Origin of the sequence: Nitrospirillum amazonense (assembly GCF_007828035.1) — a bacterium.
GTDB lineage: Bacteria > Pseudomonadota > Alphaproteobacteria > Azospirillales > Azospirillaceae > Nitrospirillum > Nitrospirillum amazonense.
In genome coordinates this window covers 1-13396 of sequence record NZ_VITV01000008.1, presented here as the reverse complement: position 1 = coordinate 13396, position 13396 = coordinate 1, and the positions used below count along the sequence as shown (strand labels likewise).

The following is a 13396-nucleotide window of genomic DNA, read 5'->3' as shown; positions in this document are numbered from 1 at the left end:
GAAATGCCGGCACCCAGCGCCATCAAACGGCTGTTGGGAAAGGTCTTCGCGGCAGTCGTGGTGCTGCTGGCCATTGGATTGGGGGCGACCGTCCTGGTGCGCATCGACAGCCGGCCACGCACCCACGACGCGTTCCTGTACGCCGACAGCGCGGGGCTGGCCCCTGAAGTCAGCGGACGTATCATCAACCTTAAGGTGCGCGATAACCAACGCGTTACGAAGGGACAGGCTCTCGTGGTGATCGACCCGGAGCCGTTCGAGCTGAGGCTCCGCCAGGCGCGTGCGCAGGTGGCGGCGCTCAAGGCGCAGATCGCGCTCACGGGGCGGCAGGTGGCAGGCCAGTCATCCGGCGCCGATGCCGCCGCCACCCAGGTGGGCCGCGCCCGAACCCAATACAAATTGGCGCAGGACACGCTTGACCGGCTTTCCCCGCTGCTCGGCAAGGGCTATGTCACCGCGCAGCAAGTGGATGAGGCCCGCACCAATGTGCAGACGGCCGCGGCAGCGCTGACCGCCGCCACCCAGCAGGCCCAGCAGGCTCGTCAGATGGTGGGCGATACCGACAGTCTCGAAGCACAACTCGCCGGCGCTGAGGCCAGTGTAGCCCTGGCGGAACGCGACCTGAGGCTGTCGACGGTGGTGGCCCCGTTCGACGGGGTGGTGGTGGGGCTGGATATTGCCGATGGCGCCTACGCGGTCGCCGGCCATCCGCTGTTCACCCTGGTCAAGGCGGATGAATGGTATGCAGTAGCCAATTTCCGCGAGACCGAGCTATCCGCCGTCGCTGCCGGCGACGACGCCACGATCTGGATGATGATGGACAATGGCCATCCCCTGCAAGGCAAGGTGGACAGCATCGGCTGGGGCGTCCGGCCCGAAGACGGCGGTGGCCCATCCCTGCCGACGGTGGGTCGAACCCTCAGCTGGGTGGTGGTGGCGCAGCGTTTCCCTGTTCGCATTCGCCTGACCGAACCGCCGGAATCGTTCATGCGCATCGGGGGGACGGTGACCGTCATGGTGCGGCATGCCCGCCGCTGATGAACCATCCCTGCTGGCCTTCCTCCGGGCCGAGCTGGCACCGCGGCCAGGAAGGTTAGGCCAGGTCTGCCGTATCGCCGTCACCTGTACGGTCGTCGTGATCATCGGCCAGATCTTCCAGGTGCCGCTGACGCCCTACATGGCTTACGCGGTGTTCCTGATCAGTGGTGGTGAGGCGACAAGCACGGTGATGGTCGGCTTGGTGGCGGCGCTCGCGTTCACCATCGCCATCGGGCTGTCGCTGCTGTTTTATGTCTTCGACGCGTCGGAGCCGGCACTTCGCATTCCGCTGATGGCGTTGAGCACCTTTGTAGGCATGTATCTGGTGCGGGTCATGACGCTGGGTCCGGTGATGTTCCTGGCGAGCTTCGTGCTCGTCCTGTCCCAGACCCTGATCGACGAAATCCCTAACCTCGAAGCATTGACCCATACGGTGCTCTGGTTGTGGGTCGTGGTGATGATCCCGGTCGTGGCGACCATCCTGGTCAATCTGCTGATCGGGGTGGATCCTGCGCGCCTGGCGCGGCGTTCCGCCCACGACTTGCTCACGGCCTTGGCGGACGCGCTCCGATGCGGAGATTTCTCGGGCTTGGCACAACGACGGGAGGAAGCGGTCACTCTGATGGAAGTGCGCCACAAGGCCAGCTTTTTGAACCCCGGCCTGCATGGACGCGACGCACTGGACAGCATGCTGATCGAGACTGTGGCGGAACTGCTCGCCCTTTGTCCCTTGCTGCCCCGGCAGACACCCGCCGCGATCCGACTGCCCTTGGCGGCAGTGGCGGAAGACTGTGCGACATTCCTATCCGGAGGGGCGCCGCCGGCCCCCTTCCCCCTCGCCCTGGCAATACCCACGCTGGAGTTGACGCCTGAAGCGACCGCGGTCGTGATCGCGTTCCGCACGGCGATGATGCGGCTGCGGGACGGCCTGTCTCAGCGCGGCTCAATAAATGCGGCCGCACCGAGGCAACGGAAGCCCCTTTTTGTAGGTGATGCCTTCACCAACCCGTCGCATGGGCGCTTTGCCCTTAAGACCACCCTGGCCGCCATGGTCTGCTACGTCGCTTATAATTTGGTGGATTGGCCCGGCATCGATACGGCGATCACCACCTGCTTTTTCGTGGCCCTCGGAAGCCTGGGCGAAACCATGCACAAGCTGACACTGCGCCTCAGCGGAGCAATTCTGGGTGGGCTGCTGGGTGGGATGTGCGTGGTGTTCATCCTGCCTCATATGACCGACATCGGTCAGCTGTCGCTGCTCATTCTGGGTGGCTCCGCGCTGGGGGCCTGGATCTCAACCAGCAGCGACAGGCTTTCCTACGCCGGCATGCAGCTGGCCTTCGCCTTTTTCCTCACCGTGCTGCAGGGCTATGCCCCGTCAACCGATCTCACGATTCCGCGCGATCGCATCGCCGGCATTCTGCTTGGCAACGTGGTGATGTCCCTCGTTTTCAGCCTGTTGTGGCCGGTCAGTGCCACGGACCGGGTCCGAAGCTCTATAGCCGAGGCCTTGCGCGCCTTGGCCCGACTGTTGAGTTCCGGTACGCCAGGTACCCGGCTGGCCGCGCTGCGGGCGCTGGGGGCCGCCCACCGCTTCACCGGCCTTGCCTTGTTTGAACTGAAGGCGCTTCCGGAGCGTGCGCTCCAGAAGCATGAAGTGTTGACCCTCGGCTCGCTCGACCGGATCGCCGCGGCGACCTTCACCATTGCCGATCAGGCCGCAAGTCCCGCTGCCGCACCAGCCGATGCCGCCGCCGCGGATTGGCTAATCGCCAGCGCCGACCGGGTTGCGGGTGGCGCCTCTGTCCAGCCACCGCCACACCAGGCAGCTGCGGATCTCGACGGCTTGCTCGCGGTGACCCCAGCGGATGATCGCATCGCCCTACAAGCCCGCAAATTGCTCCTGCAGCAAATCGCCCTCGCAACCGACGCCAGGAGTTGACAGCCGTGCTGTACCTCCGCACTGCCCTTCTACTCTGTCCCCTTCTTGCTTCCGCCTGTGCCACGGACAGGCTGGACCTGGCTCCGTCCAGTCCGGATCGCCCCATTCTGCTACCGACGGATTATTCGGCCCAGCCGGCACAAGGGTCAATCGTGCGCCATGAGGCTACGGAGGTCGTTCTGTCACCGGTGATGATCGACCCATCCCGGCGCTACGATCTGCCGGCCCTGATCGACCTTTCCCAGCGGAACAATCCCGACACGCGCATCGCCTGGGAAAGGGCCCGCCAGGCGGCGTTGGGGGTTGGCCTTGCCGAAGCCGCCTACCTGCCGCAGATTTCGGCGGAGGCGATCGGCGGCTTCCAGCACACACCGCTGCCGGCCCCCACGTCTTTGATCCCGAAAGGGTATTTCACCAGCAACAGCCGAGAGCTGGTTCCGGCGCTGACCGCCAAATGGCTGTTGTTCGATTTCGGCCAGCGTGCCGGCGCCGTTGACGAGGCCAAAGCCAATTCGTTCGTTTCCAATGTCGCCTTCAACGGCGTCCACCAGCGGCTGATCTATGAAGTGAGCCGCGACTATTTCGCCCTCGGCGCCACCCGTGGCCGGCTCAAAGTGGCGCAGAAGGCTTTGGATAACGCGCTGGTGGTGCAGGAGGCGACCCAAGGGAAGCAGAGCAATGGCCTGGCCACCGTGGTGGCCCTGCATCAGGCGGAACGGGAAACGGCCCAGACACGGTTCAATCTTGAACGGGCCCGTGGCGCGGAGCGCGCCGCCTACACGGCACTGATGGTCAGCCTGGGCCTGCCGCCGTCAGAGCCGCTGCAAACCACCGATAGTTCGGAATTGCCGTTGCCGGCGCTGCCCTCGGGGGATGTCGAGCAGATGATCCATGAGGCATTGAATGCCCGTCCCGACATGCTGGCCGCCTTGGGAAAGGTTCGGGCTGCCGAGGGGCGCATTCGGTCAGCGAAGGCCACCTACTATCCGACCGTGGGGATCGATACCAAGATCTATGAAAACATCGGCCAGTTGAGTTCGCAGGGCCGTCCCTACAGCACCGTCAATCTTCCCGGCTCCTCCATTCTGCTGAGGATCAGCCTGCCGCTTTATGACGGCGGCGTGCGGGACGCCAAGGTGGCGCAAGCCAATTCCGAACTGGCCACCGCCAATTGGGAACTCGACCGAACCCGCGACGCCGCGTCCAAAAAAGTGATCGATGCCTATGACGCGCTGACGACCAGCTTCGCCGAATACCAGGCCGCCGTGGTCCTCACCAAGGCGGCCCAGACGGCCTATGAGTCCGCCCTGGAAGCTTATCGTCATGGCGTCGGGACTTACACCGACCTGGTCACATCGGAAACGTCCCTTGCCCGCGCCCAGTCGGACAAGGAAGATGCCCATGCCAATGTTTTCACCGCGGCCGCGGCACTAGCCTTCGCGACTGGCTCAATGCCATGAAAGGAATCAATCGCGCGCCGACGCGGCGCATTACGGTCGTTTCCATCACAATAAAATCAGTTAGTTGGAGTTGACCGGCAGAAAACGTCGCCCATTCTCCCGCGCATACGCCGCCGGCGTGCAGCCGACATGATGGCGGAAGCGGCGCGTGAAATGGCTCTGGTCGGAAAAGCCTACCGCGTAGGCGATATCCGCAAGCGGCAGTTCTGCGGCCCGGACCAGCTCCTTCGCTCGCTCGATTCTCAACCGCTCCAAGTATCTCATTGGAGACATGCCCACTTCTTTTTTAAAGATCTTGACCAGGTGAAACCGGTTCACACCTGCCGCTTCGGCGAGTTCAGCGAGAGAAATCTTCTCCATCCCCCGATCTTCGACATAGGCGAAGGCGCGTCTCATAGCGGCCGAGGATAGCATCGCCGCAGGCGGGGCGCTTTCATGTACGTCGGCACTGTAGCCGCGGACCAGGTGGACTGACAGCGCCACGGACAGCGACTCAATCAGGAGGTCTTGTGCTGGATGCGGAGCCCGCCCCAACTCCAGCGACAGCATTTCGCCCATGTGAACGAGCCACGGATCCCGCACCCGAAAATTGCTGAGGAAGCGAGGCTTGGATGCTGTCCCGATACGCCTGCAGGCATCAGCTGCTTCTATCAACTGCTCCGGCATCAGGCCAATTCTGATATGCCGAGGTAACAGGCCACGGAAACGGGTTTCATATCCGGCGGGCATCATCGTGGCTTCGCCGAAGAGGCTTGGACTTTCAAAGGTCTTACCGAGCCGTTCTTGCAGAACGTCTGACGAGCGGCCGAGCGAGACGGTAACAATATGATGGTCGCGTGGCGGCATGAACTGGCTGCCATCCATATAATAGTCGGCATACTCATCCAAAGAAATACCTTCCCATAACCGGCCGGCGCTGGTGGCACGCAAGGGGCGATCGCTGAGCTGCTGTCGCGCCTGCTCGAAATTGACCGCCTGCTGATATTGTTTAGCCGACATTAACGGGGTCCTTACCGCGAACCTGCCCGCATGGCAGGGCGGAATCAGTTGAAGTTTAGCGAGCGGATTTAAAATTAATCTTACTGCTGCGCTTCCAAACAGGCGTTTGGGAATGCACAGGATCCAACGCCGCGGTACGCCAATCTGCGTTTCTTCGACGACTTTTGCTTTTTCCGGAGAAGTCTGCAACCGCGTTCTACTGTGATGCCGACCGCCCTAATGGATATGCACTTCGAGGTATCCCGTTTTACCAGCCAGTCCACGAGCGGGAAGACATAGCCAGTTTTATCGCGGCCGCCTTCGTTGCCGCGTCCACGTGCGCCTTGAGCTAACGGCCGCGCCCACCGCAATTTGAGACCAAGCGGCCAATAAGCTTCAATCTTTCTGATAAACCAAGCTGATAGGCTTGCCCATCTGATTGACACCCCATTCAAATTCCGGATGCCCGATCCACAAGGCCCATGTAGCGCATGCTATGTGTCAGCTTTATTTCCGCGAATGCTACCTCAAGCTGCAAGAGGACAATATGATGGCGTTCGCATCTCCACTTGCAGTTGCCAGCCCTGAAGATCAGGGCACCAGTGACGACTTGCATTTCGGCCCTTTCCGCCTGTCGCGCGCCGAGAGGCGCCTGGAGCGGGATGGCAAGCTCGTTCCGCTGGGTGGGCGGGCACTCGACGTTCTTTTTGCGTTGGCCGCACGCTGCGGCCAAGTGGTCAGCAAGGCCGAACTCACCCGTGTCGTTTGGCCGGGCGTGATCGTCGAAGAAGGGAACCTGCGGTTCCATATCGTCGCGCTGCGCAAAGCACTCGGCGACAGCGCCCAGGATGGCAGGTACCTTACGACTGTGGCGGGGCGCGGCTATTGTTTCACGGCCACGGCGACACCGTCTCCCAATGCACCCCTGGGCGCAACAGCCGTACAGGTGCCCCAGCTCCCGCTTAGAACGCGCCGCGTCATCGGCATCGACGCAACGGTCGTGGACGCCGGCAGCGAACTGCTGGCTCGCCGCTTCCTGACGCTGGTCGGGCCGCCCGGCATCGGGAAAACGACGCTGGCGGTCAAATTGGGCCACGACCTTCTCGAATATTTTCCTGACGGTGTCGCATTTGTCGAACTCGGCGCCCTCAACGGCGACGCTTTGGTCCCTGCCGCCATTGCTGCGGCCGCCGGACATTCCTTGCCGGTTGATTATCGGTTGGAACACCTTCTCGCGATTTTCCGCGATCGCAGAATGTTGTTAATTCTTGATAGCTGTGAACACGTCATAGATTTCGTTGCCGACCTCGCGGAAAAGCTATTCAGCTGCCTTCCCGAACTGAGCATCTTGGCGACAAGCCGGGAATCGTTGAGGGCGGAAGGGGAACATGTCTTCCGGCTATTTCCGCTGGCGTGCCCGCCCCCGACCCTCCCTTCATCAAGTGAAGCCGCATTATGCTACTCGGCGGTGGAGTTTTTCATTGATCGTGTCCAGGCCAATCAACTGGGCTTTCAGTTGTCGGACGAAGACACGCCGTTGGTCGGCGAAATATGTCGCAAGCTCGATGGCATCCCCCTAGCCCTGGAACTGGCGGCGGGTCGTGTTCCTGCCTATGGCATCAGGCAAACGGCGGCCCTTCTGAATGGGCATTTTCGCCTGCTGTGGGAAGGCCGGCGGACGGCGCCGCTCCGGCTCCAGACCTTGAGCGCCGCCCTCGACTGGAGTTACGAACTACTGAATGAACCGGAACGGGCCGTGCTCCGTCGAATTTCCATTTTCGTGGGTTACTTCACCCTGGATGCCGCGATCGCCGTCGCCTGCCTTGATAATTCTGACAGGGATAATTCTGACAGGCATTCGGTGGTGAGAATCCTAGCCAACCTGGTTTCAAAATCGCTGGTGGCACTGCACGAAACACCACACGGCGCCCGCTATCGATTACTCGATACCACCCGCGTTTATGGATTGTCCAAGATGGAGTCGCCGGACGAAGCGCGAGCCGTCGCCTACAACCATGCGCGCTTCTGTTACTCTTATCCTTCCGGGAGTGAACTGATATACTGAGAGGTGCCGGTGTAATCGGCACGCGGCTTGGACGCCGGTCGGCATAGCATGTGCTTCCACATCAGCAGGCGCGCCATCAGCCAGACCTCCTGCCCCCTGCGCGGCCAACCGCCGCCCCAGCTGATGCGCCCCGCAGCACGCCTCCATCGCCAACATGCACCCAGGTCATTGCCGAGCCAATCCGGCGAGCCTCCCGCTCAGCCGGCGGCGACGCACAACCTGGCCGGCTGTGATGCCGCCCATAGCGCATATGCGGCGCCGCTGCGATGGATGCGGGGATTTACCCCCGGCAAATTCATCACTAGAACTAGGCCGGGCGCCATGGGTAAAAGGCGTTGGGGACTTTGAGGTTAAGGAAATGGCACAGAAACTCGCCTGGGGTCGCGCTTGGCATGGGCGCAGTTACGATCTCGGCCGCATGACCCTGGCGGATCTCTGGCGGGCGTATCTCACCTATCCGGCGATCCAGATCTACGGCCTGCTGGCCGTGGCCGCCGCAGCCTACACCATCGTCACGGCGCGGAATTGGCAGGGGCCGGCGCTGGCCGTCCTGGCGGTTTTCTTCGTCTATCCCATGGCCTGGTTCCTGATCCATCGCTACATCCTGCACGGCCGCTGGCTGTACCGGATGAAATGGTCGGCCAGCCTGTGGAAGCGCATCCATTTCGACCACCACCAGGATCCTCACCTGCTGGAGGTCCTGTTCGGCTCACCCGCCAACACGCTGCCGACTATCGCCCTGGTGTCCATGCCGGTCGGCTATGTCGTCGGCGGCTGGCCGGCCGCTGGCGCCGCCTTGGCGACTGGCCTGGCCACCACCTGCGTCTATGAATTCATCCACTGCATCCAGCACCTGAACTACAAGCCCAAGAGCCGCTTCATCCAGAAGCTGAAGCGCGATCACCTGATCCATCATTTCCATAATGAGGACACCAACCTGGGTATCGTCAGCTTCACGCCCGACCGGCTGTTCGGCACCTATTTCGCCTCGGCCCGCGACTGCCCGAAAAGCGCCACGGTCTTCAACCTCGGCTATGACCTTGACGAGGCCCGCCGTTATCCCTGGGTGATGGAGGTAACCGGCTCGCCGCCGCGTGATCGTCCGCCAACCGCGTTCGCAACTTCTGAAACAGGTGGTGCGGCCTCGTGACCGCGATCGACATTGTCCCCGTGACGGGGCCCGCCCTTCTCGACCGTTTCATCCGCCTGCCCGAAAGGCTGCACAAGGACGATCCGCACTACATCGCGCCGCTGCATCTGGAGCGTAAGGAGGCGCTGACGGCCAAGAACCCCTTCTTCGGCCACGCCGACGTGCAGTTCTGGCTGGCCCGGAAGGACGGCCGGGACGTGGGTCGGATCAGCGCCCAGATCGACCATCACGCCTTGGAGTTGCGGCCGGACGGGACCGGGCAGTTCGGCCTGATCGCCGCGGAGGACGATCCGGCAATCATCAAGGCCCTGCTGGACGTGGCCGCCGACTGGCTACGGGCCCGCGACATGACTCGCATGCAGGGCCCGCTGAACCTCAACATCAATGAGGAGATCGGCCTGCTGGTCGACGGCTTCGGCACGCCGCCCATGCTGCTCATGGGGCACGACAAGCCCTACCTGGGCCCCCGCCTGGAAGAGCAGGGCCTGCGCAAGGAAAAGGACGTCTACGCCTATCTTTACGACATCACCAAGGATCTGCCCGCCGGCGCCCGCCGCCTGATCGACCGGCCGTTGCCCAAGGGCGTCACGGTACGGCGCATGGACTTCAAGCGCTACGATGACGAGATCAAGGCCGTCACCTCCATCTTCAACGACGCTTGGCGGGACAATTGGGGCTTCGTCCCCCTGACGGAGGTGGAGACCGACTATCTGGCCAAGTCGCTGAAGCCCTTGTTGAACCCGCGCCTGGTGCGGTTCGTGGAGCAGGATGGCGAGGCGGTCGGCTTCATCGTCTGCCTGCCCAACCTGAACGAGGCCATCCGCGACCTGAACGGCAAGCTGCTGCCCCTGGGCTGGGCCAAGCTGCTGTGGCGGCTGAAGGTCGCCGGCCTCAAGACCGCGCGCGTGCCGCTGATGGGCATCCGCAAGGCCGCGTCCCAGGGCATGATCGGCAGCCTGCTGCCCTTCCTGCTGATCGACGCCGTGCGCACCGACGCGGCGGCCATGGGCTTCCAGCACATCGAGCTGTCGTGGATTCTGGAGAACAACATGCCCATGCGCCGCATCAACGAAAGCCTGGGCGGCGTGGCCTACAAAACCTACCGCATCTATGAGAAGGCGCTCTGAAACGGCTTACGGCAGCCAGCCGGCAGACCTGTACCAGCCGACGGTGTCGCGGAACCCTTGCGCCAGGCTTACGGCGGGCTGGTATACCGCTGCGGGCAGCAACTCGTCGGGCGTGACCGTCCAGTCGGGGTGCAGGATCTCCCGCGCCTTGCCCGTGGTGAATATGGGGGCGGCGCCGCGCACCCTTCCCCACCAGGATGAGGCCTGTCCGGCCGCCAGCAGCAGGCGGCTGGGCACCCGCAGGAATCGGGGCCGCGCGTCGCCGCGCACGGCCAGGGCGGCCTGCCGCATCATCTCGGCCATGGCATACCCGGCCGGCTCGGTGTCGGCCAAGGCGTAGGTGCCGCCACAGGGGGCCCCGGTGCCGGTCGCGATAGCGCTCAAGGCCCCGGCCGCGTCGCTGACGTGGACCGCTGCCAGGCGCCCGTCGCTCACCAGCGGGATGATCGGCCGTGACGCCGTTCTGAAAATCGTCAGCGTCTCCCGGTCCCAGGGACCGTAGATCATGGGCGGGCGCAGGACGGCCAGTTGCCCCGGCGCATCCGCATAAGCCTGGTGTGCCGCCTCCTCACCCGCCCGCTTGCTGGCCGCGTAGTCCGACAGCTGCGGCTCACGCGCAGCCAGGGAGGAGACGACGATGAGGTGGGCCTGGGGCGCCAGGCGGCGCAATGTCGATGCCATCCGGGCGGTGCCGTCCCGGTTGGTTGCCATGAAGGCGTTCCGGTCCGGCGCTTTGATCAGGCCGGCGGCGTGGATCAGCACCTGCGCCCCCTCGGCCAGCCGCGCCAAAGCATCGGGGTCCTCCAGCCCGCCCCGGACGGTCTCGAAGGTCAGGCCAGCCCAGAACGGGTGGTCCGGCGGCCGGCGGGCCAATATCCGCAACCGTGCGCCCGACCGCGCCAGGGTGGCGACCAGATGCAGCCCGAGAAAGCCCGTCGCGCCCGTGACAGCGACGATGGGCCGCCCGTTCATGCCGGGACGGGCTCCACCGGCGCGGAGACGCCCAGGATGGGCATGTCGCCCGCCTGATACAGAGCCTTCGCCCGGCTGCGGCTGAGCTTGCCCGACGTGGTCTGCGGCAGGCTGTGCGGCGGCACCAGGACAACGCGGACCAGCACACCATAGCGGCTGCGGAAGACCTGGCTGATTTCGCCGGCCAAGGCGTCCCGTGCGGCCTGGTCCTGGCTGCGGCACTGCACCAGCGCCACTACCTCTTCCTCGTCACCGCTGTCGACGGAGAAGACCGCGACGTCGCCGCTGCGCAGGGCGGTGATTTCCGCCTCCGCCGTCCACTCCAGATCCTGCGGCCACAGATTGCGGCCGTTGACGATGATCAGGTCCTTGGCCCGCCCGGTCAGGACGATCTGGTCATCCAGCAGGTAGCCCAGGTCGCCGGTATCCAGCCAGCCGTCCTCGTCCAGGACCCGGGCGGTTTCCTCCGGTGCGTCGAAATAGCCGCTCATCAGGCTGGGACCGCGGACGAAGATACGCCCGACGTGGCGCGGCGGCTGCGGCTGGCCGGCGCCGTCGCGCACCTCGATGGTGTGGTCGGGCAGGATGTGGCCGCAGAGCACGAAAGTGCGGCTGCGTTCGGCGCCGGGCGCGGCCGGCACAGCGCGGTGTTCCCTCTCCAGCAGGATGCTGTCGACCACGTCGTGGCGCACGCCCTGGCCCTTGGGCGTGAAGTTCAGGGCTAGCGTCGCCTCGGCCATGCCGTAGCTGGGCACGAAGGCGCGGGCGTCGAAGCCGTTGGCGGCGAAGCGCGACGCGAAGTTGGCCAGCACATGCGGACGAATCATGTCGCCGCCGATGCCGGCGCTGCGCCAGCTGGAAAGGTCGATCCCCTCGGTCGACAACGTCTCCGCCCGGCGGGCGCACAACTCATACCCGAAGGATGGGCTGTAGGAGATGGTGCCGCGGTTGCGGCTGATGAGATCCAGCCACATCAGGGGGCGGCGGGCGAATTCCCGGGTGGGCAGCGTGTCCACCGACACCTGGCACGCCATGGGGATCAGCAGGAATCCGACCAGGCCCATGTCATGGTAAAAGGGTAGCCAGGAAATGCAGCGGTCGCCGTCGTCGATGGCCAGGCCGGTGCGGCCCACGTGGGCGGCATTGCTGAGGAAGGCGCGCTGCGTCACGGCGACGCCCATGGGGAAGCGTGTGCTGCCCGATGAGAATTGCAGGTAGCTGATGCTGTCGGCGGACTGTGCCGGCAGGTCGCCGGCGTACGGCGCCACGTCGTCCAGCAGGGCCAAGGTGCCGGAAATCTTGAGGTCCAGGCCCTCCACCGACTGGGCCAGCCAGTCGTTGAGCATGGCCGGCCCGAAGGCGGCGATGGCACCGCAGCTTTCCAGCATGCGCCGGATATGGGCGATGTAGGTATCCTTGCCGCCGAACGCCGAGGGCAGTGGCATGGGCGCCGGTACCAGCCGGGCGTATTGGCACGCGAAGAAGGCGCGGACGAAATCACCATCACTTTCCGCGATCAGGCCGACGCGGTCGCCGGGTTCCAGGCCTATGCCCAACAGGCGGCGGGCCAGATCGATCGCCTGCTCCCGCAGCGTGGCGTAGGGCAAGGCCTCGCTGAGGACACCCTTGCCGGAATAGAAATTGTAACCCGTAGGGCCCTGGGCGGCGTAATCCAGCGCGTCGGCCACGGACAGGAAATCCGCATGGCGAGTCGGGAGCCCGGGATGGTGGGAGGGCGTCGGAGACGTCATTTTTACGTGTAACCCTAACTCTCTATGGCTTTACGCCGAGGGGATTTGAAAACAGGTATGCAAATTGATGACAGAAAGGCAAATGTGCCGTCGTTGAGGCTGATGCGCCGAACGCGGCGCTTGTGGCCGGCCCGGCGCCCCGGTAGATGGGCAAGTGGCTTTGCAGGTTAATGTCAATGCTGTTTCCGATCTATGTCATGCGCTATCGTTACCTGTACATGCCAAGCTCCTTAGCGCGGACACGATGGCACGGTCTGTGACCGAGGTCCGGCGGGGTGCCGAAGTTTTTTTGCAACTAGCAACTCACAGGTTACGTCATGCAGAGGGCCAAAATCCGTATTGCCATCGCAGGCATCGGAAACTGTGCGAGCGCGCTGATCCAGGGCATTCATTACTACACCCCTGAGCGCTGCCGCGACGGTGTGGTTGGTCTGATGCATCGTGAGATCGGGGGCTTCCTGCCCTGCGACATCGCGGTCGTCGCCGCGTTCGACGTGGACGCGCGCAAGGTGGGCACCGACGTCCATCGCGCCATCTTCGCCAAGCCCAACTGCACCAAGGTTTTCCAGGCCGACATTCCCGACAGCGGCGTGACCGTCAAGATGGGCCAGGTGCTGGACGGCATCTCCGACCACATGGCGGACTATTCGGAAGACCGCACCTTCGTGCGCGCCGACGCGGCCGAGCTGAGCAAGGAGGAGATCGTCGCCGAGCTGAAGCGCACCGGCGCCGAGGTCCTGCTGAACTACATGCCCGTGGGCTCCGAACAGGCCGCCCGCTTCTACGCGGAATGCGCGCTGGAGGCCGGCGTCGCCTTCATCAACAACATGCCGGTGTTCATCGCCAGCGACAAAGCCTTCGCCGACCGCTTCAAGGCCCGCAACCTGCCCATCATCGGCGACGACATCAAATC

At 64.0% G+C, this 13396-nt stretch carries 9 protein-coding genes and 1 pseudogene; 7 read left to right on the top strand and 3 right to left on the bottom strand.

What is annotated here, in order from left to right; genetic code table 11:
- Positions 1-3: 3 nt before the first annotated feature.
- The 3 genes from mdtN (at position 4) to FBZ87_RS20555 (ending at position 4440) form a co-directional block, all read left to right on the top strand.
- On the top strand, positions 4-1038 hold the full coding sequence (mdtN, locus tag FBZ87_RS20565; RefSeq protein WP_246134516.1) for a multidrug transporter subunit MdtN: 1035 nt from the start codon (positions 4-6) through the stop codon (positions 1036-1038).
- Entirely contained in the window at positions 1025-2980 is a 1956-nt protein-coding gene (locus FBZ87_RS20560) for an FUSC family protein (RefSeq protein WP_145612472.1), read from the top strand. The genes mdtN and FBZ87_RS20560 overlap by 14 nt, the downstream gene beginning before the upstream one ends.
- 191 nt (positions 2981-3171) lie before the next feature.
- The gene (locus FBZ87_RS20555) at positions 3172-4440 is read left to right on the top strand and encodes a TolC family protein (protein WP_246134515.1); all 1269 of its coding nucleotides are present in this window, start codon (positions 3172-3174) and stop codon (positions 4438-4440) included.
- Positions 4441-4500: 60 nt separating this feature from the next.
- Here FBZ87_RS20555 and FBZ87_RS20550 read toward each other — a convergent pair whose 3' ends face one another.
- Entirely contained in the window at positions 4501-5628 is a 1128-nt protein-coding gene (locus tag FBZ87_RS20550) for a helix-turn-helix transcriptional regulator (protein ID WP_246134514.1), read from the bottom strand.
- Positions 5629-5914: 286 nt separating this feature from the next.
- Here FBZ87_RS20550 and FBZ87_RS20545 point away from each other — a divergent pair, with 286 nt between their 5' ends.
- The 3 genes from FBZ87_RS20545 (at position 5915) to FBZ87_RS20535 (ending at position 9760) form a co-directional block, all read left to right on the top strand.
- Positions 5915-7483, top strand: a complete 1569-nt coding sequence (locus FBZ87_RS20545; protein WP_145612470.1) for an ATP-binding protein — start codon at positions 5915-5917, stop codon at positions 7481-7483.
- A gap of 358 nt (positions 7484-7841) precedes the next feature.
- Entirely contained in the window at positions 7842-8633 is a 792-nt protein-coding gene (locus FBZ87_RS20540; protein WP_246134513.1) for a sterol desaturase family protein, read from the top strand.
- Entirely contained in the window at positions 8630-9760 is a 1131-nt protein-coding gene (locus FBZ87_RS20535; protein ID WP_145612469.1) for a GNAT family N-acetyltransferase, read from the top strand. Before FBZ87_RS20540 ends, FBZ87_RS20535 begins: the two co-directional genes overlap by 4 nt.
- 6 nt (positions 9761-9766) lie before the next feature.
- On the opposite strand, the gene FBZ87_RS20530 is transcribed toward FBZ87_RS20535, so the two are convergent.
- Together FBZ87_RS20530 and FBZ87_RS20525 are read right to left on the bottom strand one after the other, a co-directional pair.
- Positions 9767-10732 carry an NAD-dependent epimerase/dehydratase family protein gene (locus tag FBZ87_RS20530; RefSeq protein ID WP_145612468.1) on the bottom strand — a complete coding sequence of 322 codons (966 nt, stop codon included), beginning with the start codon at positions 10730-10732 and terminating at the stop codon, positions 9767-9769.
- Positions 10729-12483 (bottom strand): fatty acyl-AMP ligase, encoded by a 1755-nt coding sequence (locus FBZ87_RS20525; RefSeq protein WP_145612467.1) that lies wholly within the window; start codon positions 12481-12483, stop codon positions 10729-10731. Before FBZ87_RS20525 ends, FBZ87_RS20530 begins: the two co-directional genes overlap by 4 nt.
- A gap of 434 nt (positions 12484-12917) precedes the next feature.
- On the opposite strand from FBZ87_RS20525, the pseudogene FBZ87_RS20520 reads away from it, so the two are divergent.
- Positions 12918-13396: pseudogene (locus FBZ87_RS20520) on the top strand (myo-inositol-1-phosphate synthase); the annotation flags it as partial.

Excerpts from the sequence above, each read along its gene's own strand:
- FBZ87_RS20525 (WP_145612467.1), bottom strand. The coding sequence starts at position 12,483 with ATGACGTCTCCGACGCCCTCCCACCATCCCGGGCTCCCGACTCGCCAT.
- FBZ87_RS20540 (WP_246134513.1), top strand. The coding sequence starts at position 7,842 with ATGGCACAGAAACTCGCCTGGGGTCGCGCTTGGCATGGGCGCAGTTAC.
- FBZ87_RS20545 (WP_145612470.1), top strand. The coding sequence starts at position 5,915 with ATGTGTCAGCTTTATTTCCGCGAATGCTACCTCAAGCTGCAAGAGGAC.
- FBZ87_RS20530 (WP_145612468.1), bottom strand. The coding sequence starts at position 10,732 with ATGAACGGGCGGCCCATCGTCGCTGTCACGGGCGCGACGGGCTTTCTC.
- FBZ87_RS20560 (WP_145612472.1), top strand. The coding sequence starts at position 1,025 with ATGCCCGCCGCTGATGAACCATCCCTGCTGGCCTTCCTCCGGGCCGAG.
- FBZ87_RS20555 (WP_246134515.1), top strand. The coding sequence starts at position 3,172 with ATGATCGACCCATCCCGGCGCTACGATCTGCCGGCCCTGATCGACCTT.
- mdtN (WP_246134516.1), top strand. The coding sequence starts at position 4 with ATGCCGGCACCCAGCGCCATCAAACGGCTGTTGGGAAAGGTCTTCGCG.